Origin of the sequence: Devosia alba (assembly GCF_039938915.1) — a bacterium.
Lineage (GTDB): Bacteria > Pseudomonadota > Alphaproteobacteria > Rhizobiales > Devosiaceae > Devosia > Devosia alba.
The window spans coordinates 1-22,641 of the sequence record NZ_JBDUUI010000005.1; the positions used below are offsets into that span (position 1 = coordinate 1).

Annotated in this window: 20 protein-coding genes and 1 pseudogene; 13 read left to right on the forward strand and 8 right to left on the reverse strand. The window is 62.5% G+C overall.

The features are described from left to right. Positions 1-54: 54 nt before the first annotated feature. Together ABFY71_RS08785 and paoA are read right to left on the reverse strand one after the other, a co-directional pair. Positions 55-693: pseudogene (locus tag ABFY71_RS08785) on the reverse strand (FAD binding domain-containing protein); the annotation flags it as partial. Then, a complete protein-coding gene (gene paoA / locus ABFY71_RS08790) occupies positions 690-1,319 on the reverse strand; it encodes an aldehyde dehydrogenase iron-sulfur subunit PaoA (protein ID WP_347945638.1) in 630 nt (209 codons plus the stop codon). The pseudogene ABFY71_RS08785 and the gene paoA, both read right to left, overlap by 4 nt. A 250-nt stretch (positions 1,320-1,569) precedes the next feature. Between paoA and ABFY71_RS08795 the strand changes: the two genes are divergently transcribed. Then, on the forward strand, positions 1,570-2,136 hold the full coding sequence (locus tag ABFY71_RS08795) for a nucleotidyltransferase family protein (protein ID WP_347945639.1): 567 nt from the start codon (positions 1,570-1,572) through the stop codon (positions 2,134-2,136). Between the two features lie 132 nt (positions 2,137-2,268). Here ABFY71_RS08795 and ABFY71_RS08800 read toward each other — a convergent pair whose 3' ends face one another. Then, positions 2,269-3,177 carry an AraC family transcriptional regulator gene (locus tag ABFY71_RS08800; protein WP_347945640.1) on the reverse strand — a complete coding sequence of 303 codons (909 nt, stop codon included), beginning with the start codon at positions 3,175-3,177 and terminating at the stop codon, positions 2,269-2,271. 177 nt (positions 3,178-3,354) lie between these two features. Then, positions 3,355-4,098, reverse strand: coding sequence for an SDR family oxidoreductase (locus ABFY71_RS08805; protein WP_347945641.1), 744 nt, complete (start codon positions 4,096-4,098; stop codon positions 3,355-3,357). Positions 4,099-4,549: 451 nt separating this feature from the next. On the opposite strand from ABFY71_RS08805, the gene ABFY71_RS08810 reads away from it, so the two are divergent. From ABFY71_RS08810 to ABFY71_RS08820, 3 genes are all read left to right on the forward strand, one after another. Next, entirely contained in the window at positions 4,550-5,500 is a 951-nt protein-coding gene (locus ABFY71_RS08810; RefSeq protein ID WP_347945642.1) for an AraC family transcriptional regulator, read from the forward strand. A 16-nt stretch (positions 5,501-5,516) separates the two neighbouring features. Next, complete coding sequence (locus ABFY71_RS08815) at positions 5,517-5,651, forward strand: hypothetical protein (RefSeq protein ID WP_347945643.1); 135 nt, start codon at positions 5,517-5,519, stop codon at positions 5,649-5,651. A 176-nt stretch (positions 5,652-5,827) separates the two neighbouring features. After that, on the forward strand, positions 5,828-6,148 hold the full coding sequence (locus ABFY71_RS08820; protein WP_347945644.1) for a hypothetical protein: 321 nt from the start codon (positions 5,828-5,830) through the stop codon (positions 6,146-6,148). A gap of 130 nt (positions 6,149-6,278) precedes the next feature. Here the strand turns inward: ABFY71_RS08820 and ABFY71_RS08825 are convergent, their stop codons facing one another. Next, positions 6,279-6,449: a hypothetical protein gene (locus tag ABFY71_RS08825; protein WP_305581938.1), complete on the reverse strand. Its 171-nt coding sequence runs from the start codon at positions 6,447-6,449 to the stop codon at positions 6,279-6,281. A 250-nt stretch (positions 6,450-6,699) separates the two neighbouring features. Here ABFY71_RS08825 and ABFY71_RS08830 point away from each other — a divergent pair, with 250 nt between their 5' ends. From ABFY71_RS08830 to ABFY71_RS08840, 3 genes are all read left to right on the forward strand, one after another. Then, positions 6,700-7,671: an acetylxylan esterase gene (locus ABFY71_RS08830; RefSeq protein WP_347945645.1), complete on the forward strand. Its 972-nt coding sequence runs from the start codon at positions 6,700-6,702 to the stop codon at positions 7,669-7,671. 90 nt (positions 7,672-7,761) lie between these two features. Further along, on the forward strand, positions 7,762-8,253 hold the full coding sequence (locus ABFY71_RS08835; protein ID WP_305581934.1) for a YciE/YciF ferroxidase family protein: 492 nt from the start codon (positions 7,762-7,764) through the stop codon (positions 8,251-8,253). Between the two features lie 53 nt (positions 8,254-8,306). Then, on the forward strand, positions 8,307-8,528 hold the full coding sequence (locus tag ABFY71_RS08840) for a DUF2934 domain-containing protein (protein WP_347945646.1): 222 nt from the start codon (positions 8,307-8,309) through the stop codon (positions 8,526-8,528). Between the two features lie 83 nt (positions 8,529-8,611). Here the strand turns inward: ABFY71_RS08840 and efp are convergent, their stop codons facing one another. Further along, complete coding sequence (gene efp / locus ABFY71_RS08845; RefSeq protein WP_305581930.1) at positions 8,612-9,181, reverse strand: elongation factor P; 570 nt, start codon at positions 9,179-9,181, stop codon at positions 8,612-8,614. 126 nt (positions 9,182-9,307) lie between these two features. Between efp and epmA the strand changes: the two genes are divergently transcribed. The 3 genes from epmA (at position 9,308) to ABFY71_RS08860 (ending at position 12,604) form a co-directional block, all read left to right on the forward strand. Then, positions 9,308-10,366: an EF-P lysine aminoacylase EpmA gene (gene epmA / locus ABFY71_RS08850; protein WP_347945647.1), complete on the forward strand. Its 1,059-nt coding sequence runs from the start codon at positions 9,308-9,310 to the stop codon at positions 10,364-10,366. Between the two features lie 71 nt (positions 10,367-10,437). Further along, complete coding sequence (locus tag ABFY71_RS08855; RefSeq protein ID WP_347945648.1) at positions 10,438-11,481, forward strand: lysine-2,3-aminomutase-like protein; 1,044 nt, start codon at positions 10,438-10,440, stop codon at positions 11,479-11,481. An 88-nt stretch (positions 11,482-11,569) separates the two neighbouring features. Then, the gene (locus tag ABFY71_RS08860; protein WP_347945649.1) at positions 11,570-12,604 is read left to right on the forward strand and encodes an Ldh family oxidoreductase; all 1,035 of its coding nucleotides are present in this window, start codon (positions 11,570-11,572) and stop codon (positions 12,602-12,604) included. Between the two features lie 101 nt (positions 12,605-12,705). On the opposite strand, the gene ABFY71_RS08865 is transcribed toward ABFY71_RS08860, so the two are convergent. Continuing rightward, positions 12,706-13,482: an SDR family NAD(P)-dependent oxidoreductase gene (locus ABFY71_RS08865; protein ID WP_305581922.1), complete on the reverse strand. Its 777-nt coding sequence runs from the start codon at positions 13,480-13,482 to the stop codon at positions 12,706-12,708. Positions 13,483-13,850: 368 nt separating this feature from the next. On the opposite strand from ABFY71_RS08865, the gene ABFY71_RS08870 reads away from it, so the two are divergent. Genes ABFY71_RS08870 through ABFY71_RS08880 form a run of 3 tightly spaced genes read left to right on the forward strand, consistent with a single transcriptional unit; the run spans position 13,851 to position 20,687 of the window. After that, a complete protein-coding gene (locus ABFY71_RS08870; RefSeq protein WP_347945650.1) occupies positions 13,851-15,731 on the forward strand; it encodes an autotransporter assembly complex protein TamA in 1,881 nt (626 codons plus the stop codon). Next, on the forward strand, positions 15,731-20,059 hold the full coding sequence (locus ABFY71_RS08875) for a translocation/assembly module TamB domain-containing protein (RefSeq protein WP_347945652.1): 4,329 nt from the start codon (positions 15,731-15,733) through the stop codon (positions 20,057-20,059). Before ABFY71_RS08870 ends, ABFY71_RS08875 begins: the two co-directional genes overlap by 1 nt. A 25-nt stretch (positions 20,060-20,084) precedes the next feature. Further along, entirely contained in the window at positions 20,085-20,687 is a 603-nt protein-coding gene (locus ABFY71_RS08880) for an SAM-dependent methyltransferase (RefSeq protein WP_347945653.1), read from the forward strand. Positions 20,688-20,755: 68 nt separating this feature from the next. Here the strand turns inward: ABFY71_RS08880 and ABFY71_RS08885 are convergent, their stop codons facing one another. Then, positions 20,756-22,603 carry an extracellular solute-binding protein gene (locus tag ABFY71_RS08885; protein WP_347945654.1) on the reverse strand — a complete coding sequence of 616 codons (1,848 nt, stop codon included), beginning with the start codon at positions 22,601-22,603 and terminating at the stop codon, positions 20,756-20,758. Positions 22,604-22,641 lie beyond the last annotated feature (38 nt).

Consider the following 22,641-nt stretch of genomic DNA (forward strand, 5'->3'; position numbering starts at 1 on the left):
CTGGCGGGTCACTTCTCAATGACAACCCCGGGTCAGTTCCAAGCGACAATCAACAATCAGTTCTCCTGCCGCGAGCGTTGTGTCCACATCAGGTGACGTACCGGGTGCCTTGTAGAGGTCGGCAATGGGGATGGTTCGGCCTGATCCATCCTGACGTTCGATTTCGATGATAGCGTCGAGCAGGCGCAGAGCGACGGCCATGTCGCTGGGTTGGGTAGCAATGCAAGTGTCGCTGGCGCCGATGATGGCGAGACTGCGACTGAACCCGCCAATGGCCGAGCACCCGCTGCCGGGATTGCGTTTGTTGCACGGCTGGTCGGTGTTGTAAAAATAGGGGCAGCGTGTGCGCTGCAACAGATTGCCGGCGGTCGAGGCCTTGTTTCGGATCTGGCCCGAGGCACCCGCGACTACTGCCTTGGTCAGAACCGCATATTCCTTGCGGACACGCTTGTGAGAAGCCAGATCGGTGTTTCGAACCAATGCACCGATACGCAGTCCGCCTTCCGGCGTGTCCTCGATGCGATCGAGGCCAATGCGATTGATGTCTATCAGGTGGGACGGACGCTCAATGCTCAGCTTCATCAGATCGAGCAGGTTGGTGCCACCGGCGATGAATCTGGCGCCTGGGAGTTCGGAAGCGAGCCGTAGTGCCTCCGCTGCGGATGTTGCTCGTTGGTAGCTAAATGGCCTCATGACGTGGCTCCTCCAACGTCCATGATTGCGTCCAGGATGTTGGAATAGGCGCCGCAACGGCAGATATTACCACTCATCCGTTCGCGCACTTCTGTTTCGGTAAAGCCAGGTTGGGCGGCGACGTCGGCCATCACGTGGCTGGGAACGCCGCGCTTGATCTCGTCCATCACCGCGACCGACGAGCAGATCTGCCCCGGCGTGCAGTAGCCGCACTGAAAGGCATCGTGCTTGATGAACGCGCTCTGCACCTCGTGCAAACGATCCGGTTCGCCCAGCCCCTCGATTGTCGTGCACTCGTCGCCCTGGTGCATCAGTGCAAGGGACAGGCACGAATTGATCCTCCGGCCGTTGACGATGACCGTGCACGCGCCGCATTGGCCATGATCACAGCCTTTCTTGGTTCCGGTGAGCTTGAGGTTTTCTCGGAGCAAGTCGAGCAGAGTAGTGCGCGGATCGACCTCCACGTCATAGCTGCGCCGATTGATGGAAAGTGAGAGCGGCATCCTGGCTGCAGCGACTTCATCGCCGGTGGCCCCCAAGGAGGGCCTCACCGATGCAATAGCCGCGGTCGCTGCGGTGCCGATGAGGACGGTGCGTCTTGAAACTTTGATGTCGGACGGTTTCATCTGGAGTTCCACTTCTCTGGGTCCCAGACCCTACCGCTCAAATCAATCAGCCAGCCATAAGCCGGTGTCCGAGAAACGTGCTTGACCGTCCGTCTTTGTCGATGGCCGGCGCTCACCTCGTTGCAACCGGGGCCGTTCGACGGTAGCGAATTTGGTGACCTTCGATCCCGGTGCCACGGGCAATATAAGCGAAACGGGAAGCAAGCCTCGACGCACACTGACCCGAGTCCGCAATAGTGAAGCACGAGCAATGTCCGACCTGAGTTCCACGACTGCCATCTTTCTCGCGGCGGGCATGTCCCGGCGCTTCGGGGCGAACAAGCTGCTCACAGGCTTGGCAGGGCAGCCTCTCGCTTTGCACGCTGCAAGAACTTTACGTCGGCTTTCTTGCGCCAAGCATATCGCTGTCTGTCGCGAACCCGACGGCGAGGTTGCACGCCTTCTGGCGACCGAGGGGTACGAGATCGCCGTTAACGCCGAGCCCGAGCGCGGCATTTCCAGCTCCATTCTGACCGGGCTAGCGGCCGCAGGCGACACTTCTGCCATCCTGGTGTGCCTCGCCGACATGCCGTTTGTAACAGAACAGCACCTGCTGAAAGTGGTTGAGGCTCTCGGGCCGGCCGGTATCGTCTCATCTTCCGCTGGGCATGACCTCGTGCGGTGTCCCCCAGCCGCATTCTCGCGTCGCTATTTCTCTGAGTTGCGCTCGCTGGAAGGCGACCTCGGCGCTCGCAAGCTCCTCGGCGCTGGCGAGGTGGTGTTCGCCAAGCCTTCTGAACTTGCCGATATTGACGTTCCCAGCGATATCAATCGTTGAGGCTGGCCAGCTTCGCGTCTGGCTTGCAGGCCCATCCAAACACCTGGCTACAAGACGGCGTATGGTCGATGTGACCAGCCTAGGCTCAAGATGAAAGCTATCCGATTGCCCACGTTTTTCTGGGATTGGTCCTCAGACGAGCATCGTGCCCCCCGGCGTCGACCTGCTCCGTAGAGCAAGTGCATCCTGACTCGGCGCGGTACCGAAGTGACGGCGATATTCTCGGCTGAACTGTGAAGCGCTCTCGTAGCCGACTTTGAAGCCAACCCAGGTCACTTCGTTGGGGTGCGTTGCAAGCAGCAGCCTCGCCTCCTGCAATCGAATTTGCTTCTGGAACTGTATCGGGCTCATGGCCGTGACCGCCTGGAAGTTGCGGTAGAAGGCGGAGGCGCTCATGCCCACAAACTCAGCCACATCCTCCACCTTGAAGGACCTCGCATGGTGTTCGCGGATCCAGCGAACAGCACGGGAGATATGGCTGAGGTGGCTGTCAGCCAGCCCCAGCTGGCGCACCGCACTGCCTTGCTCTCCGACAATGAGCCACCAAAGGATTTCTCGCTTGATAAGAGGAGCCAAAACCGGGATGTCACGTGGGGAATCGAGCAAACGCAGCAGACGCAATACCGCGTCTGTCATCGCCGCGGGTGCGTTGCTGACCAGCATACTGGATGGCGGCGGCCCGTAGCCGTGCCGAACCCCGTCAGAACCTGCCTGAAGCAGCAGTTCAGCCACCAGCATTGGATCAAGCACGAATCCAAATCCAAGCGCAGGATGATTTGGACTGGCATCCAGAAACTGGCCGGTTACAGGCAGGTCTATCGAGGCGACCAGATACTGCCCCGGGCCATATTCATAGACCCTGTCGCCAAGGGCGATGCGCTTGGTGCCCTGGGCCACAAGCGCCATCACCGTACCCGACATCGATTGTTCGTGCGCGGATATGTCGTGTCGCGCAAGCATGATGCCGGGAATAGGCGTTCCCATATCCGATCTGGCGTGCCGGTCGATTAGGTGCCGGATCTCCTCAATAGGTATGCCCAATGTTCCACTCCAATCAGTTAGGCAGTCGCAGCACCTGCACGATCTTGAACCGCAATACCTCTCACTGAAAGCAGAATTGTGCAAGTGGTCGAGGTCTAGTCGTCTGCGGCGCCTGGTCTCACGCGAAGTTCGGGCGCGCACCTCGCACCCGAATTTATTGGTTTCACGAGGCGTATGTCAGCCCGCCATGGCCAGTGCGACGGCGTCCGGCCCCGCCGGGAAACGCAACCGATCCGACAGATCATTGGCGGCAGCCCACACGGCTTCGGCAACATCGCTTTCTTTTGTTGTAAGAGCGGGCTTGGCAAATCCCTCAAAGATCGGCTGGGCAAAAGGCTGGTATGCCGGAGGAATCAGATCGCTGATATCCAGTTCGGTGTTCGCGCCAAAGCGAGTTGTGGGCGCATAGCCGGGCTCGACAAGCTTCACCCGGATATTGAATGCCGCAAGTTCGTGGGCCAGCGAACCGGTGAACCCCTCGATCGCCATCTTGCTTGCGGTGTACGCGGCGGCCAGCGGCATGGGGGCAAGCGTAACGCTTGATGTGACGTTGACCAGAACGCCCGCCTTCTGCTCCCGGAATAGGGGCACAATGGCTTGGGTCATGGCCATGACGCCAAAGGTGTTGGTGTCAAATACCTTGCGGATATAGCTCATGGGAGTTGCTTCGAAAGCGCCGACCACCCCGATCCCCGCATTGTTGACAAGCACGTCAATGCGGCCACTCGATCCCAAGGCTGCATCTATGCTCTTTGGATCGGTAACGTCGAGCGCGACAACACGGAGATGCTCGGAGCGGGGCAGGAGATCTTCACGTGGTGCGCGCATGGTGGCGATGACGTTCCACCCCTGGGCAAGAAAGTGACGGGCGGTTTCAAGTCCGTAACCCGACGAGCAGCCGGTAATCATGACGGTCTTCATGGTGTTTCCCTTTGAGTTTGGAGCGATCCTTGACCGCCTTGGGGTCACCTAAACATTGCGGCAGCACCGAGCGTTATCAACAAACTCCCGGAAACTTGCATGATCCTACTTTAGTCTGGAAAAGCAGGCCGCAGCGGGGCCGTCATCTTGGTACGGACGTGCTGCCAATGGCGGGAAGCGCATGGTCGATCGAGTGAAGAGCCGGGAAGAGTGAGACTCGTTGCGTCTGGCGTGAAAATGGGCGCCACTTGCCATGGAACCGTAAGGCGGCGGATGGGCCTGGATCCTGGAACCTCTGACAGCCCGAGACTGGCCCATACATCAAAGTCACACGCCGGCCCAACTTTCGTGAGAAGTGCGGCTGAGGGTAACGGTGTGGATTCATCCGGGATGTCGAGAGAAGCGGTAGTCGAAGATGGTTGGCAAGAGAGCGGCACTCGGTCACATTGAGATGACCTGGGAAGCGGACCTGAAAATGGAATCCTTGTCGTCGCTCGTTTCGATGCTCCGCCCACGTGCAGTACACACCAAGCTGATCACGGGGTCTGGTCGCTGGGGTGCGCGCTATGGGCGCATTGAGACCACCGGATTCGGCCTCGTCCTCGCCGGTGACTGCCATTTGAGCGTGGGGGGACCGCATATCCGACTGCAGAAGGGCGACTTCGTCCTGATGCCACCTTGCCCGGAATTCTCCATCAGCAGCGATCCGAACACCGAGTGCGTGCCATTCGTCGCTCAGTCAATCGAGGAGGCGCCCGTGCCGCGGCATCACGGCCGTCCGGACACCGATCCGGAGTTCAAACTCCTCGGCGGGTACTTCTGGTTCGATCAGACCAATGCCTCGCTGCTCCCCCATCTGCTTCCGGAACTGCTTTGCGTGCGCAACGCGGATGTTCATTCTCAGCGACTGCTAGCCACGATTGAGCTGCTGGTCGACGAAGCCACGAACCAACGGCCCGGGCGTGACCTGATTGTCAGCCGGCTGGTTGAGATCATGCTGGTCGAGGCGCTGCGCCTCGCCGGCGAGGAGCCAGGCATTCGCCCGCTACCGGGGCTGTTGCAGGGCATGTCTGATCCGCATATTGCCGCGGCGCTCCGCTGTATCCACGCCGATGCCGCAAATCAATGGACAGTGGCTGACCTCGCGCGCCGTGCCGGGCTTTCACGTTCCGTGTTCAGCGACCGCTTTGCACGCAAGGTCGGCATCCCCCCGATGGAGTACGTCCTTCGGTGGCGCATCGCGCTGGCCAAGGACATGCTGCGCCGCGATTTAGTGCCGCTGGAGAAAGTTGCTGTGCGGCTTGGCTACCAGTCGGCCAGCGCATTCAGCACGGCATTCAGTCGCGAAGTCGGCCAGCCGCCCAGCCAATTCGCCCGGGCGGCATCGCGGGAGGCAGTTTGACCGCCAACAAGGATATTTGCCGCTGACCATCGAGCCGGGTGCGCTGGTGGCGTTGCCGGAGCCCTTAGGCGGCGGCCTCAAGACGCAGGACTATCTCAACCGGCGCGATCAACAGCCGATCGACGACAAGGCAATCCGCGGGACGCGGTGATTGCCTATCTTGAGATCGAGGAATTGATGCGTACAGAGCAAAGGTGACAGTTTGCCAAGCACGCGTGGCGACTGCCAAGTGAAGAGTATTGCGCTCTCCGGCCGAATCTGGCGACGGCGCCTGACGACGCGGGTCATAACGCCTTGTTAACCTCAAGCGGTGACACTTCGTGCACCATGACCCAGCCATATGCACTGAACCAATATGAACGCGCCGCCCTGCTGACCCTGTCGCAGCAGGAGCAGGTGCCCGCCCATGACGATGGCAATCGCGGTTTCAGCAAGGTGCATCTTGATGCCTTGCTCAGGCTGGCCCTTGCCACCAAGGTGCCGTCCAGAACCGACCAAAGGCGCGATGACTTCCGGATCAACGATGACGGATGGCGATGCATCTATGGCCTGACGAAAGCGCAGATCGACAGCCAGTCAGACCGCAAGCCGGTGCCCTTTCGGGTGTGGCAATGGCCGTTGCCTGCGGCGCTCAAAAAGGCTGCCTAGCCACGCCGCCTACTTTGTGGCCGCATAAAAAATAAAAGCCCGGACACCCATTAGGGCATCCGGGCTTTCTGACGCTCAATCGACCGCACTGCGCGCGCCGGTTACACGGGGAAGCGGCGCTGCGGCAGGGTTAGCGCTTGCCGATCGAACGGAATGCGTCGACATCGATACCAAGGTTCTTGAGGTGCCTGGCGTGGGGAGTACGCCCGCTCTCGACCGCGTTCGAAACAGCAGCAGCGCTGCCAAATACTTCGACGAAGGTACCAAGTGTCGCAAAAATGGACTTGCGTGGGGTGCTCATTTTCCAGTTCCTCAAAAGACCAGACCGAATTGCCGGGTCGCTTTCATGACTAGGTAAATGGGCCCGCAGCGATTGTTGTACTAGGGCTGATTGCACAGGCCAGCCATGCGCTGCCTGCAGCTGGCATGTCACTGACTGCCAGTTGGCGTTGAACTCTGGCCGCATCGGGTCGTGTGAAGCTGAAGGATCGATCTGGTATGGTAGGGGCGGTCGGTGCATGGTGCCGATCATGTGAACTGTGGGGTATGCGATGCCGTTTCCTGATCTGATTCAACCTGAACTTGGCGCCTATACCAGCGGGGTGCCGACGCCCGAGGATTTTTCGACATTCTGGCAGGGCACGCTGGCCGACGCGCGGGCGATCGGCGGCGCGGTGAGTATTGTGCCGGTGGCGACAACGCTGAAGGCTGTCGAGGTTTTTGATGTGACATTTCCCGGCTTTGGCGGGCATCCGATCAGGGGCTGGCTGATGCTGCCGACCCAGCGCAGCGGAAAACTGCCGCTGGTGGTGCACTATCTGGGTTATGGCGGCGGGCGGGGATTTCCGCACGAGCAATTGCACTGGGCGGCCTCGGGCTACGCCTATTTCCGCATGGATTCGCGCGGGCAGGGCAGTGGCTGGAGCATGGGCGAGACGGCCGATCCGGTTGGGTCGACTGCCTCCGGCCCGGGCGTGATGACCAAGGGCGTGCTGGACAAGGACGACTATTACTATCGGCGGCTGTTCACCGATGGCGTGCGGGCAATCGATGCGCTGGTGGCGCAGGACTTTGTTGATGCAGAGCGGATCGCGGTGTGTGGCGGCAGTCAGGGCGGCGGCATTGCACTGGCGGTGGCCGGGATTGATGGCCGGGTCAAGGCGGTGATGCCTGACGTGCCGTTCCTGTGTGATTATCCGCGGGCGGTGGCCAAGGCGCTGCGCGACCCCTATGGCGAGATCGTGCGCTTTCTGGCCCAGCATCGCGACAAGAAAAACCAGGTGTTTGAGACGCTACGCTATTTTGACGGCGTGTGTTTTGCGCGGCAGGCCAGGGCGGCAGCGCTGTTCTCCGTGGCGCTGATGGACGAGACCTGCCCGCCCTCAACTGTCTTTGGGGCATTCAATGCTTATGCCGGGTCGGACAAGACCATGGTGGAATATGAGTTCAACAATCATGAGGGCGGCGGGCCGTTTCAGGACCGGGCGCAAATGAACTGGCTGAGCCAGCGTTTTCATCCATGAGGGAAGCGACAAGAGCGAAATTGCCGGGAACCCGGAGCGATCTGGCACGTTCTCCGGCCAGCGTCGTAACCCCTGCATGGAGACAAGCACATGGCTACCGAAAAGACTCTCAATGACCTGTTTCTTGATACGCTCAAGGACATCTACTATGCCGAACGCCAGATCGTGAAGACCTTGCCGAAAATGGCCAAGGCCGCCAGCTCCCCCGAGCTCAAGGCAGGCTTCGAGAAGCATCTCGAAGAGACCCATGGCCAGGTCGAACGCCTCGAGCAGATCTTTGAAATGCTGGGCAAGGCGCCGCGCGGCAAGACCTGTGATGCCATTTTGGGCATCATCGATGAAGGCAAGGAGATCATGGAAGAGTACAAGGGCACCGTGGCGCTGGATGCCGGTCTGGTGTCGGCTGCCCAGGCGGTGGAACACTATGAGATTGCCCGCTATGGCACGCTCAAGACCTGGGCCGGCCAGTTGGGCATGGCGGACGCCGTCAAGTTGCTCGATGCTACGCTCCAGGAAGAAATGGCCACCGACAAGACGCTGAGCCAATTGGCTACCAGCGACGTCAATCAGAAGGCAGCCTAGCCGCGTTGGGCGTGGACCCCTCGGTTCGCGCTCAGTCTGGCACTGGCGAGACAATGCACGAGAACGCCGAACTGGCCGAGGCAATCCGACGAACCGCATATTTTCTGTGGCAGCAAGAGGGCCAGCCGCATGGTCGCGCACTCGACCATTGGCTGCGCGCCCAGCATATGCACCAGCGCCAGATGGCCTATGACCGCTGGCTGGCGGAAGGCACCCCTGTCGACCGCGCCGAGGCGCACTGGAATGCCGCGGCCGGGCGGATCGGTGAGAGTTGAAAACGGGCCCAAATGGGCCCGTTTTTTTTTGCGCACGTTGCGGCTATGAGCCCTGCGCGCTTGGCGATAAGGCGGCCTGGCGATCAGTCCTTGGCGCGCTCGACATAGGAGTTGTCTTCAGTGTTGATAACAATCCGGATGCCGGGGCCGATATGGGGCGGGACCATGCATTTCAGACCATTGGTGAGCAGAGCTGGCTTGTAGGACGAGGACGCCGTCTGGCCCTTGACCACCGGCTCGGTCTCGGCGATCTCGACGGTCATGCGCTGGGGCAGTTCCATTGACAGGGCGTTGCCTTCAAAGGTCTTGAGATGCACCTTCATGCCGTCGGTGAGATAGGCGGCCTGATCGCCGATCACGTCATCGCGGACGGTGATCTGCTCGAAGCTCACCGGCTCCATGAAGTGATGGCCTTCGCCATCGGAATACAGATAATCGTATTCGCGGTCATCGACATCGGCCTTTTCGACCATTTCGACGGTGCGCCAGCGGCCGACGACCTTCACGCCATCGGAAATGCGGCGCATGTTGACGTTGGTGATGGAGTTGCCCTTGCCGGGGTGGACGTTCTCTGCCGTCAGGACGACATGCAATGCGCCGTCCTGTTCGACGACATTGCCCTTGCGCAGCGAAGAGGCGATGACCTTGACCATTATTCTTCCTTGTTCGTAACGGAGGCGCGTCGTAGAGGCAGAGCCGTCCGCGCGCGGAAATGTACTTTCGTGCGCCAACTATCCTATCTTGGCGCAAATCTCCAGCCTTGCCGTCATAAAGGTCCCATGAGCTCACCCCACCCCCTGTCAGCCTCGCCCTGGTGGACCCCGTCGGTACATGCGGATCGGCGGCCGATCCTTGTGGCGCGCAACCGGATCGAGGCGGCGGTGCGGGGCTATCTGGCGACCGAGGCGTTTTTGCTGGTCGATCCGCCGGGGCTGCAGCGCTCGCCGGGCAATGAGGCCCATCTGCATGCGTTCGGCACCCAGATGATCGGCAATGACGGGGTGGGGCAGGCAATGTATCTGCACACCTCGCCCGAATTCAGCATGAAAAAGCTCCTGGCGGCGGGTGAGACGCGGATTGCCAGCCTGGGCCATGTCTGGCGCAATCGCGAGCGCAGCGCGCTGCATCACCCTGAATTTACCCTGCTGGAATGGTACCGGGCGGGGGATAGCTATGAGCCGATCATCGCCGATTGCGTGGCCCTGTTGCGGCTGGCGGCGGTGACGACCGGGGTCAAGGCATTGATCTACAAGAAGCGTCGCTGTGACCCTTTCGCGCAACCGGAGCGGTTGAGCGTGGTGGAGGCCTTTGCGCGCTATGCGGGGATTGATCTGTTCGCCAGCATGGATGGCGAGGGGGTGACGGATGGCAAGGCGCTGGCGCGGCAGATGGCGGCGCTGGGTATGGCGGTGCCGGCAGATACCAGTTGGAGTTATCTGTTCAGCCTGATTCTGACCGAGAAAGTGGAGCCGCACCTGGGCTTGGAGGCGATCACCGTGCTTGACCGCTATCCGGCCGCCGAGGCGGCGCTGGCGCGGCGGGCGCCCGATGACCGGCGCGTCAGCGAGCGGTTCGAGCTTTATGCATGCGGCGTGGAACTGGCCAACGGGTTTGGCGAATTGACCGATGCCGATGAGCAGCGCCGAAGGTTTGTCGCCGAGATGGATGAAAAACAACGGATCTATGGCGAGCGCTATCCGATTGATGAGGATTTTCTGAAGGCTCTGGCATTGATGCCGCAAGCCAGTGGCGTGGCGCTGGGCTTTGACCGGCTGGTGATGCTGGCGACGGCGGCGCCCAGGATCGAGGCGGTGCTGTGGGCGCCGGTGGCAGAATGACGGCTCGGCGCGCGATCAGATATTCCCTCAGGGGAGAGGGAGAGGTGCTGCTCCGTGGGGGAGGCGAGAAGGTGCACATAAGGACCGTAGAAGGGCTGGTGGCGGCCGGGCTGGTGGATGACGATGCCGCGCTCGATGCGGTGGCAGCGAAGTACGTCATCGGGATCACGCCGACGGTACTGGCGCTGATCGATGCCGATGACCCCAATGATCCGATGGCGCGGCAGTTCGTGCCGACGCCAGCCGAACTGGAGACGACGCAGGAGGAGCGTGCCGACCCGATCGGCGATCTCAGCCATTCGCCGGTTGAAGGGATTGTGCATCGCTATCCGGACCGGGTGCTGCTCAAGGCGGTGCATGTGTGTCCGGTCTACTGCCGGTTCTGCTTCCGTCGCGAAATGGTGGGGCCGCAGGGACTGGGTACGCTGACGCCGGCACAACTGGATGCAGCGGTGGACTATATCGCCAGCCATGACGAGATCTGGGAAGTGATCCTGACCGGCGGCGATCCGCTGGTGCTCTCGCCGCGGCGCTTGGCAGAGATGATGGCGCGGCTGGCCGGGATCGCCCATGTCAGGATCGTGCGCTTTCATACGCGGGTGCCCGTGGTGGAGCCCGAGCGGGTCGATGCGGCGATGATTGAGGCGCTCAAGGCCAGCGGCAAGACCACCTATCTGGCCGTGCATGCCAATCACCCGCGCGAATTTACCCCGATGGCGCGGGCGGCGATGGCGCGCATGGCCGATGCCGGCATCGCCTTGGTCAGCCAATCGGTGCTGCTGGCCGGGGTCAACGACGACGTCGAGACGCTGGCGGCGCTGATGCAGGGGTTTGTCGAGAACCGGGTGCAGCCCTATTATCTGCATCACCCAGATCTGGCGCCGGGGACCAGCCATTTCCGGGTCAGCATTGCCAAGGGGCAGGCGCTGGTCAGCGCGCTGCGCGGGCGGATTTCGGGCCTGTGCCAGCCGGTCTATGTCCTCGATATTCCCGGTGGGCATGGCAAGGCCGATATTGGTGCTGCGACAATCGTCGGAGACGAAGGACACTACAGCGTGCGCGACTGGCAGGGTCAGATCCATCGCTATCCGCCCGAGACGGACGATAAGGTGTGACCTGCGGCGGTTCGCGATCGGTGACCCGAGCCGGAATGCCGCAATGGCGTGGTGGATAGTCTAGCCGGCTTGAGGGAGGGAGACAGGCATGGAAGCACAGGTCAAACGCTTTGCAGCAGTGGTGCTGGAAGGCAAGGTCGCAGCGGCATTGCGGGCGGCGGGGGCGAGCGAGGCTTCGCTGGCGGCGGCCACCAGGGCCATGATGCATGCCTCGATGCTGGGCGTGGACAGCCATGGTGTGCGGCTGACCGAGCACTACTGCAACATGCTGGCGGGCGGGCGGCTGAACAAGGACCCGCAATTGGTGGTTGAGCAGCGCGGCTCTGGCAGCGCCATGGTGCATGGCGATGACGGGCTGGGCCATTATGCAGCCTACAGGGCGGTCGAGGTGGGGATCGCGCTGGCGCGGGAGGCCGGGGTGGGGGCGGTGGGAATCGATCATTCCTCCCATCTGGGGGCGGCAGGCGCCTATGCGCTGGCCGGAGCCGAGCAGGGTTTTGTGACCTTTGCCACGACCAATACCGATTCCATGGTTACCCTGTTTGACGGCGCGGCGCGGTTTCATGGCACCAATCCGCTGGCCTTTGCGGCGCCGGTGCCGGATAGCCAGCCTTGGCTGCTGGACATGGCGACCTCCTCGATCCCGATGAACCGGGTGCTGCTGCATCGCTCGCTGGGACTGGAATTGCCCGAAGGGGTGGCAGCCGACCACCAGGGACTGCCGACCAGTGATCCGGAACTTGCCAATATGCTGCTGCCGCTGGGCGGGGCGGATTATGGTTACAAGGGCGCCGGGCTGGCCGGGGTAGCAACGCTGTTCTCCGCCCTGCTGACCGGCACTACGCTAGATAGCGATTTCATCCCGATGTATGGCGGCGATGACAGGTCGACACCGCGCAATATGGGGCATTTCGTGCTGGTGGTTGACCCCGACAAGTTCGTCGGGCGCGAGATATTCGGCATGATGATAACGCGCTATCTGGCCAATCTGCGCGCCGCAGCGGTGAGGCCGGGTGGCGAGCGGGTGATGGCGCCGGGCGACCAGGAATGGGCCATCTTGGCGCAGCGGCAGGCCGAGGGCGTGCCGGCGGATCCCGATACAGCGCGGTTTCTGGGATTGTAGCAGCCTTTGCGCCCGACCGCGTGGTTTCCCTTCAACAAGACAAACCACGCGGTAGCAGACATGGGCAGAATCAGATGTCGCGGCTCCGGCTGCGTTTCAGATCAGTCTTCGCGATAGATGTCGAAGGGACCGAAGGCCTGGGTGGTGGCCATGACCTGCAGGCGGTTGACGTTGACATGGGCTGGCAGCGTGGTGCTCCAGAAGATGGTTTCGGCAATGTCTTCGGCGTTCATGGCCTTGGTGCCGGCATAGGGTTTGGCGGCCTTGTCCTCATCACCCTTGAAGCGGACCAGCGAGAACTCGGTTTCGGTGAGGCCCGGCTCGATATTGGTGACGCGCACATTCTTGCCCTGCAGGTCTGAACGCAGATTGAGGGCGAATTGCTTCACGAATGCCTTGCTGGCGCCATAGACCGAACCACCCGGATAGGGATAATCGCCGGCGACCGACCCCAGCGTCACGATGTGACCGCCGCCGCGCTTGATCATGCCGGGCAGCAGGGCGCGCACGGTATAGGTCAAGCCAGTGATATTGGTGGCAATCATGGTCTCCCAGTCAGTGATGTCAGCCTCGGCGGCCGGCTGCAGCCCGAGTGCCAGACCGGCATTGGCCAGCACGATATTGACGCCGGCAAAGGGCGGCGGCAGATCGGCAATGGCGGCCTCGATGGCCGCGCGATCCTGCACGTCGAGCGCGATGATGTGGCAGTTCTCGGCGCCCAGATCGATCTGCAGATCGACCAGACGATCCCAGCGGCGGCCCGTGGCGATCACCTTGCCACCGGCGGCGGCATAGCGCCGCGCGGCAGCTTCGCCAAAGCCGGAAGTGGCGCCGGTGATGAAAACGACGAAGCGGCTGGCATCAAGCAGCTGGTACATGGCTATGTCCTGGGAATAAACGATCGTGCCGCAGGTTGGACCGCCGAGACAGGCGTCGTCAACAGGGGGGGGGGGGGGGCGTTCTCGGCGCTTATGGCCGGGTGGCAGTGCTGGGGCGAGAACAGCTGCGCTGGGGAGGCCGAATTGATCACGATTTGGATCAAATGCAGCCAGAGCTTGTGCGCCGGGCGGCAGACGTTAAAATGGCCGGGAAAACGCGGGCAGGTGGACGGGTCGGAACGGACAGGGATTGCTTAACGCAATCTTGTGATCGCTGTGGCATTCTGGACTTCTGCCTTTCTGGTTGTAGCGTAATTGGCGGGATGAGTTCACTGCGTAGAGCGCGTCGAGTATTGAGTTTTTGCGCCATGTGCGTGGCAGCCAGCGCATTGGGCATGGCTGGTGCGCCCGCTGCTGCGTTTGAAATTTTTGGTCTCAAGCTGTTTGAAGACCCCAATGCGGTGGATGCGACAGCGGTGATTGCCGACCCCCAGCCCTATAGCGTGGTGGTGGCGGTGAATGGGGATGGGGCGCTGGACGATGTGGTGCGCAACGCCTCCGCGCTGGTGGCCGATGCCGATCAGCCGGCTTCAGGCGCGGCAGGGCTGCTGGCCAGGGCGCGCGGCGATTATCGCCGTATTGTCGCCGCGCTCTATGGCGAAGGCTATTATGGCGGCGTGGTGAGCATCCGCGTCGGCGGGCAGGAAGCGGCCAAGCTGGCGCCGGATGTCGATCTGCCCGATCCGGTGGATGTGGTGCTCAGCGTCGAGCCCGGTCCGCTGTTCCGCTTCAGCAGCGTCACTATCGCTAATTCGGCACCCCTCACCAGTGATCCTGATGACTTTGTGCCGCCGCCGGAAAGCCGCGGGCTGAACCGCGGCGAAATTGCCAGATCGGGCGCCATCATCAAGGCTGAAGCGCTGGCCTTGGAGGCCTGGCGGCAGCAGGGCTTTGCCAAGGCGGTGATCGCCAGCCGCGATGTCGTGGCTGATCATGCCAATTCAACGGTGGAAGTGACCATCACGGTCAATCCCGGCCGACAGGCGGCGTTTGGCGCGGTAACGGTCAGCGGCACCGAGCGGATGGACCCCGAGTTCGTGCGGCGCCAGACGGGATTGGTGGTCGGCGAGGAATATGATCCCGATGCCGTGACGCGGGCACAGAAGCGGCTGGACCGGCTCGAAGTATTCAGGGCTGCCCGGCTGGAAGCGGCTGAGTCGATCGGCAGTGACGGGCTGCTGCCCTATGGCCTGATCGTGCAGGAACTGCCGGGCGCGCGCTTTGGCGTGGGCGCCAATTATTCGAGCCTTGACGGGCTGGGCGTGGAGGCGTTCCACCTGTGGCGCAATCTGTTCGGTCAGGCCGAGCGGCTGCGGCTCGATGCAAGGGTGGCCAGCATCGCCTATCCGGTCGACACGGCGCAGTTCGACTATTTCTTTGGTGGCACCTTCACCAAGCCCGGCATCATTACGCCCGACACCGATCTGGTGGCGGCGATATCGGCCGAACGGACAATCTACCCGACCTATACCGAGACCTCGGCGAATGGCAAAATCGGGCTGACCCACATTTATTCCGACGAGATCACCTTCGAGGGCGGCGCGACGCTGCAGCGCAGTTGGTTTGAGGATGCGTTCGGGTCGCGCGATTTTACCACGGCCGGTCTCTATACGGGGGCGACACTGGATTTCCGCGATGATGCGGTCGATGCGACCAGTGGCTGGTACGCCAAAGCCGGCCTTGAGCCTTTCTACGAGTTCAAATTTGCCAATCCCGGCGCCAGGGTCACCCTTGAGGGGCGGACTTATTTCGGCTTTGGCGAGGACGAGCCGTTCGTGCTGGCGGGCCGCATCAAAGCCGGAGCGGTGGTCGGATCGAGCCTGGCGGAAATTTCGCCCGACAAGCTGTTCTTTGCCGGGGGCGGCGGGTCGGTGCGCGGCTATGGCTACAAATCGATCGGTGTTGATGATGGTGCGGGCAAGGTGACCGGGGGGCGCTATCTGCTGGAAGCCTCGCTGGAGGCGCGCGCCAAGGTGACCGAGACCATTGGCGTGGTCGGTTTCCTCGATGGCGGCTATGTGGCGGCGGATGTGTTTCCCGGGCTTGATGAATTGCGGGTCGGCGCGGGCGCGGGTCTGCGCTATTATACCAGTCTGGGACCATTGCGGCTCGATGTGGCGGTTCCTCTCAACAAGAAGCCGGGCGACGCCAATTATGCCGTCTATGTCGGCATCGGGCAGGCGTTCTGATGCGGCGCTTACTTGTCACACTGCTGTTGCTGGTCGGGATGGGCGTGCCCGCCACCCTGCTGGCGCAGGACGTGCTGAGCATGAGCGAGGAACAGCAGAAGGACTGGCTGACCAGCTTTGTGCAGGATCAGCTGTCGACGCCCGAGCGGCAGATCCGGCTCTCCAATATTGATGGGGCGCTGGGCTCGGATGTGTCGGTGCGCGAGATCACGATTTCGGATGCCGAGGGGGTCTGGCTGCGGGTCAATAATGCGCAGCTGAACTGGAACCAGGGAGCACTGTTCCTGGGTCGGCTGGAAGTGCGTAGGCTGAGTGCCGACAGCATCGAGTATATCCGCAATGCGGTGCCCAATGACGATTTGGACCTGCCGCCAGCGGAAGCAGGCAGTTTTACGGTGCCGGAGTTTCCGGTAGCGATCCAGCTCGATCAGTTGAGTGTGCCCAAGGTCAGCTTTGGCGAAGGCGTGTTCGGCCTGGGCTCGGAAGTGTCGGTGGACGGGGCGTTCAGCCTCGATGGCGGCAATCTGAACACGAATCTGGATATTGTCCGGCTCGATGGGCCGGGCGGCACCCTCAATCTCGATCTGGCCTATACAAGGGGCGATAACAGCATCGATCTGGGTCTGGAACTGGTGGAGCCCGCCGATGGCGTGCTCGCCAATCTGCTCAATATCGAGAACCGTCCGGCGGTGACGCTGACGCTGGCGGGCACGGGTCCGGTGAGCGATCTGCGCACCACGCTGGAATTGCAGGCCAATGGCCAGACCGCGCTGGGCGGCGTGGCGACGGTGCGCCAGCAGGCCGATGGCTTCGCCATTGATGCCGATCTGCGCGGACCGCTGTCGACGCTGATGGCGGAGGCCTATCGGCCATTCTTTGGCCCGGAAACGGCACTGACCGCCCGGGCTCTGGTGCGCCAGGCGGGCGGCCTGTCGATCAGCGGACTCAAGCTGAGCGGCGGACAATTGCAGCTCGAGGCGGCGGCCGAGACGACAGCGGATAATTTCCTGCGCCAGTTGAGCCTGAATGCCATGGTGAGCGATCCGGCCGGTGGGGCCGTGACGCTGCCGGTGCCGGGGGGCGCAACGCGGGTCAATGCGGGCCAGTTGATGGTGGATTTTGGCGGCGCTGTGGGCGGCGCGGCGCCGCAGAACTGGCGTGCCAATCTCAATGTCAGCGGCTTTGCGCAGCCGGGGCTGAGCGCCGATGCGCTGGTGCTGACCGTGGATGGGGTGGCGACGGCACTGGATGATCCGGCCAGCCGCATGGTGACCTTCAATGGCGATGGCGCGTTGAGCGGCATATCGGCTGATCCGGGGATCGAAGCGGCGCTGGGCGATGAAATCGGGGTCGGCATCGCCGGGGTATACAAGGCCGGGCAGCCGGTACAGCTGGCGCAATTGCGCGTGGTTGGCGCGGTGCTGACGGCGGCCTTGTCCGGGCAATTGGATGGGCTGGATTTCACTGGCGACATCGGGCTGGATACCTCCAGCATCGCGCCGTTCTCCGGACTGGCCGGGCGTAGCCTGTCGGGTGGGCTGGCGCTAAAGGCCAATGGCAGCATCAAGCCACTGACCGGCGGGTTTGACCTGACGCTGGACGGTACCGGGCGCGATCTGCAGATCGACGATGAAATTGCCGATGGGCTCCTGGCAGGCGAGGTCAAACTGTCGGGACGGGTAGCACGCGACACGACCGGGCTGACGGCGGACCAGTTCGCGATTGCCAATACGCAGATGCAGTTGCTGGCGGACGGCACCTATTCCAGCACACTGGCTGATTTTGCCTTCAATCTCGACCTCAGTGATCTGGCCCTGCTGTCTGACCAGGCCAGCGGCCCGCTCAAGGTGGTAGGCACGGCCAAGGGTGCGGACGACGTGATCGGGCTGGACTTGCAGGCCAGTGTGGCCAGTGGCCAGCTGGTGGATCGCCCATTGCGCAACGGCACGCTGGGTTTTGCCGGGCAATATGCCGGCGACCAGTTGAGCGGCAAGATTGCCGGCGCGGCAGAACTGGACGGCCATCGCACCACGCTGGCGGCCGATGTTGCTGTGACGCCATCCGAACAGGCGCTGGACAATATTGATTTTCAGGCCGCCGGGACGCGGATCAGTGGCGGGCTGACCCGGACCATGCTGACCGGGCTGATCAATGGCGGGCTGAGCGTGGTGTCGCCGGATGTGTCGGTGGCCGCCGCGCTGGCCCTGCTCGATGCTTCGGGCGCGATCAATGCCGAGGTCAAACTGACCCCGGTCGATGCCAAACAGAGTGCCAGCCTGCGCGGCGATGTGCGGGCGCTGAGTGTGAATGATATCAGGATCGGCGCGGCCGATATTAGCGCCAGCGTGGCCGATCTGTTCGGCGTGCCGGCAATCAACGGAACGATCAACGCCAGCGCCGTCTCGGCGGCGGGGATCGATATCGAGACGCTGAATGCCCGGGCGACGCAGACGGGCGAGACGACGGCGTTTGATGCGCAGGCGGCGCTGGCGACCGGCACCGATATCGATCTCGCCGGATCGCTGACCCCAGTCGAGCAAGGCTATCGGCTGGCGCTCGACCGCGCCCAGTTGCAACAAGGGACGCTGTCGGCACGGCTGGCCCAGCCCAGTGTATTGCAGGTTGTGGGGTCGGACGTGACGCTGGATGCGGTACGGTTTGATGTCGGCGCGGGCTCGATTACGGCCAGCGGCTCGGCAGGCGACGTGCTGGATATCGTTCTCGATATCACCGCGCTCCCGCTGTCGATCGCCAATGCGGTGGCGCCCGATCTGGGTCTGGCTGGCACGCTGAGCGGGCAGGCGCAGATCGCGGGAAGTAGCGCCGATCCGCAGGTGAGTTTTACCGCTCAGGCGCAGGGAATTGCCGCGACTGCAATCAACCCGTTTGGCATTACCCCGCTCAGCGTGAACGCTGCTGGCAGCTTTGCTGATGGCACTGCCACCCTGGCGTCATTCAGTGCCGACGGGGCGGGCGGATTGACGATCAACGGGTCCGGTACGGTGCCGCTGAGTGGCAATGGGCTCAATGTTGCCGTGACCGGCTCGGCGCCACTGGTGCTGGCCAACCGGTTTGTTGCCAATCGTGGCGGCCAGATGACCGGCCTGATCACACTGGATGCGCAGGTGAGTGGTAGCCTGAGTAACCCGCAATTCGGCGGCCGGGTCTCAACCAGCGGGGCTGGCTATATCGATCCTGAACTGAATGTGCGGCTGCAGGGGATTACCGGCTCGGCGCGCCTTGATGGCGACCGGCTGGTCATCGAGCAATTGTCGACCAATCTGGCGCGGGGCGGCTCGGCCTCGGCCTCCGGCTCGGTTGGGCTGAGTGGCGGGTTCCCGGCGGATCTGCGGGTGGCGCTCAATGCGGTGCGCTATGCCGATGGCAATCTGTTTGTGGCGACCGTATCGGGCGATCTGGCCCTGACCGGCAATCTGACCGGCTCGCCACTGCTGGCCGGCACGGTACAGGTGGAGCGGGCCAATATCACGGTGCCGGAGAATTTCGGTGGTGGTGCCGTTCTGATCGATGTCGAGCATATCCATGAGCCCGCCGCAGTGGCGCAGACACTGGTGCGTGCCAAGATCGACGACAGAAGCGGCGCGCCGATCCCGCAGCAGCGACCGAGCGGGGTGGTGCTCGATATCACGGTGAACGCGCCCAACCAGATTTTCGTGCGCGGCCGCGGGCTGGATGCCGAATTGGGCGGTTCAGTGCGGATCACCGGGCCGGTCGGCGATATCCAGCCGGTAGGTGCGTTCTCGCTCAATCGGGGCCGATTGGCGATCCTGGGCCAGCGGGTGACCTTTGACAGCGGTACGGTGACACTGGTGGGCGATCTGGACCCGGTGCTGAACCTGGTGGCGCGCACCGAGGGTGAAGGCATTACCGTGTTCGTCACCGTTTCGGGCCGTGCCTCCAATATCGATGTGAGCTTCAGTTCGAGCCCGGCCCTGCCGCAGGATGAAGTGCTCAGCCAGCTGATCTTCAAGCGCTCGATCAGCGATTTGTCGCCGTTGCAGCTGGCCAAGCTGGCCGGGGCCGCCGCCGAACTGGTGGGCGGCGGGAGCGGCAACGGGCTGGTGGACAATCTGCGCAGCGCCGCCGGGCTGGACGATCTCGATATCGTCACCGACAGCCAGGGCAATGTGGCGGTGCAGGCGGGTACCTATCTGCAGGACAATGTATATCTGGGCGTGCAGGCCGGGGCTGGTGGGCAAAGCAAGGTGACGATCAACCTTGATGTCACCAGCGACCTCAAGCTGACCGGGTCGGCGGCGCAGGACGGCGATTCCAGCGTCGGCGTCTATTACGAGCGGGATTATTAGGCCAGCACGGTCAGTCGAGGGCATGATGAGCTTTTGGGATGAACGGTACGACCGGCCTGACTATGTGTTTGGCGAGGCCCCCAACGCCTTTCTGGCCGCCAATGCGCACCGGTTGAAAGACTATCAGACAGCGCTGGCGGTGGCCGATGGCGAGGGTCGCAACGGGGTGTTTCTGGCCGAGCAGGGGCTGGACGTGCTGGCGATTGATGCCTCGCCGGTCGGGCTGGTCAAGGCTGACCAGCTGGCCAGGAAACGTGGCGTGCGGCTGACCACGCATTGCCTGGACATTGGCAGCTATGACTGGCCGGCGGCGCAGTTCGACGTGGTGGTGGCGATCTTTGTCCAGTTTGCCCCGCCGGCGCTGCGCGATGCGATGTTCGCCGGCATGGTGCGGACGCTCAAACCGGGCGGGTTGCTGTTGCTCGAAGGCTACCGGCCCGAACAATTGGCGCATGGCACGGGCGGGCCGCCGCAGGCTGAAAATCTCTATACCGAGGCCTTGCTGCGCGCGCAGTTCGCCGAACTCGAGATCATCACACTGGAAAGCTATGACACCGAGCTGACCGAGGGCGCCGCCCATGCCGGTCTGTCGGCCGTTATCGATCTGGTAGCGCGCAAACCAGGGTAATCGCCGACTGGGTTGGGCATCCCTCCCGGCCTCCCCGTAGCGGAGGAAGCCGGGCGGCGTTTGGGATGCTACTGAGCGCCGCCGGTTTTGGCGGCTTTGGCCGCGTCGTACCACCAGATGGTGGGGAAGCCCGAGGAGAACTCGGGCAGTGGCTCGGGATGGCTGAAGCGATCCCAGCGGGCAGTGCGGGCGGTGCGCAGCGTATAGCCGGGAACCACATAATGGTGATGCAGCAGGACCCGGTCGAGCGCCTTGGTCGCGGCCTCCTGGGTGGCCCGATCCTTGGCGCCGATCACCTTTTCAATCAGGGCGTCCACCCCTGGGTCGGCAATGCCGGCATAATTGGTGGAGCCCTCCTGATTGGCGGTGGAGGAGCCAAAGAAGTAGCGCTGCTCATTGCCGGGTGAAAAAGACTGCGCCCATTGCGAATAGATGAGGTCGTAATCGAAGCTGCGCAGGCGATTGATGTATTGCGGGGCATCGACGATACGGATGCTGACCTGCACCCCCAGCCGCCCCAGATTGGTGACCAGATTCTGGAACACGGGCTCCAGCGAGGGCTGGTTGCTGAGGATTTCCAGCGTGAGTTGCTCGCCATTGGCGTCGACCAGGCGCGTTCCGTCCAGCGTGTAGCCGGCCTCGTTGAGCAGGGTCAGTGCGTAGCGAAGATTGTCGCGCTGCGCAGCGGCGTCGGCATTGACGGGATTGGTGTAGGGCTCGGTGAATACCGATGCCGGCACCAGATCCTTGACCGAGGTGAGGATATCGAGTTCCTCGCCCTCTGGCAGGCCGCTGGATTTGAAGGGCAGGCCGTAAAAGTAGCTGTCGATGCGCTCATACTGGCCATAGAACAGGGTCTGGTTGAGGGATTCGAAATCAAAGGCGTAGTTGAGCGCCTGACGCACCCGTTCGTCCTGAAACTTCGGTTTGCGCAGGTTCGGGATGAAGCCGACCATCAGCCCGTTGCTGGCATAGTCCTGCGGAAACAGTTCCTGCACCACGCGGCCCTGCTGGATGGCCGGGAAATCGAAGGCCGTCGCCCAGCGGCGCGCAGCGTATTCACTCCACCAGTCAAACTGGTCGCCCTTGAAAGCCTCGAAGCGCACCGTCTCGTCGAGGAAATATTCGATGCGATACTCGTCGAAATTGTTGCTGCCGACCTGGGTAGGCTGGTTGAGACCCCAATAGTCCTCAACGCGCTGATAGGTGATGGTCCGCCCGGCGTCGAAGCTGGCCAGCGTGTAGGGTCCTGAACCCATTGGCGATTCGAGCGTGGATTGGGCGATATCCCGCGGCTTGCCATTGGCGTCTGTGCCTTCCCACCAATGTTGGGGCAGCACCATCAACTGGCCCAGGATCAGGGGCAGTTCGCGATTGCCGGTCTGATCGAAGGTAAAGGTGACTTCGCCGGGAGCGGTGACCTCGGCCTGGGTGACATTGGCGTAGTACTGCGCTGAATTGGGGCTGAGCTGTTTTTCGATGTTGAAGGACCAGACCACATCCTCAGCGGTCACCGGTTCACCATCGTGCCAGCGGGCGTCGGGGTCGATGCGGAAGGTCACCGCGCCATAGTCGGAGGCGATCTTCAGGCTTTCGGCGAGCAGGCCGTAATAGGTGTTCACCTCATCGAGCGAGGGGGTCATCAGGGTCTGGTAGACCAGGCCGATGCCGTTGGCCGGTTCGCCCTTGGGCAGCACGGGATTGAAGGTATCAAAGCCACCCAACTGGCCCAGGCGCACCGTGCCGGTCTTGGGGGCATCCACATTGACATAGTCGAAGTGGGTGTAGTCCGCGGGGTATTTGGGTTCACCGGTCATGGTGAAGGCGTGGGTCCACACATCGGTGGCGGTCTGGGCCAGGGCGGGCGCGGCCAGGCCGAACAACAGGCCGAGGGTAAGGAGGGGTGCGAACTGCATCGGACGGCTCCGGGGACGTTGAAAGTTCAAGACGAGAC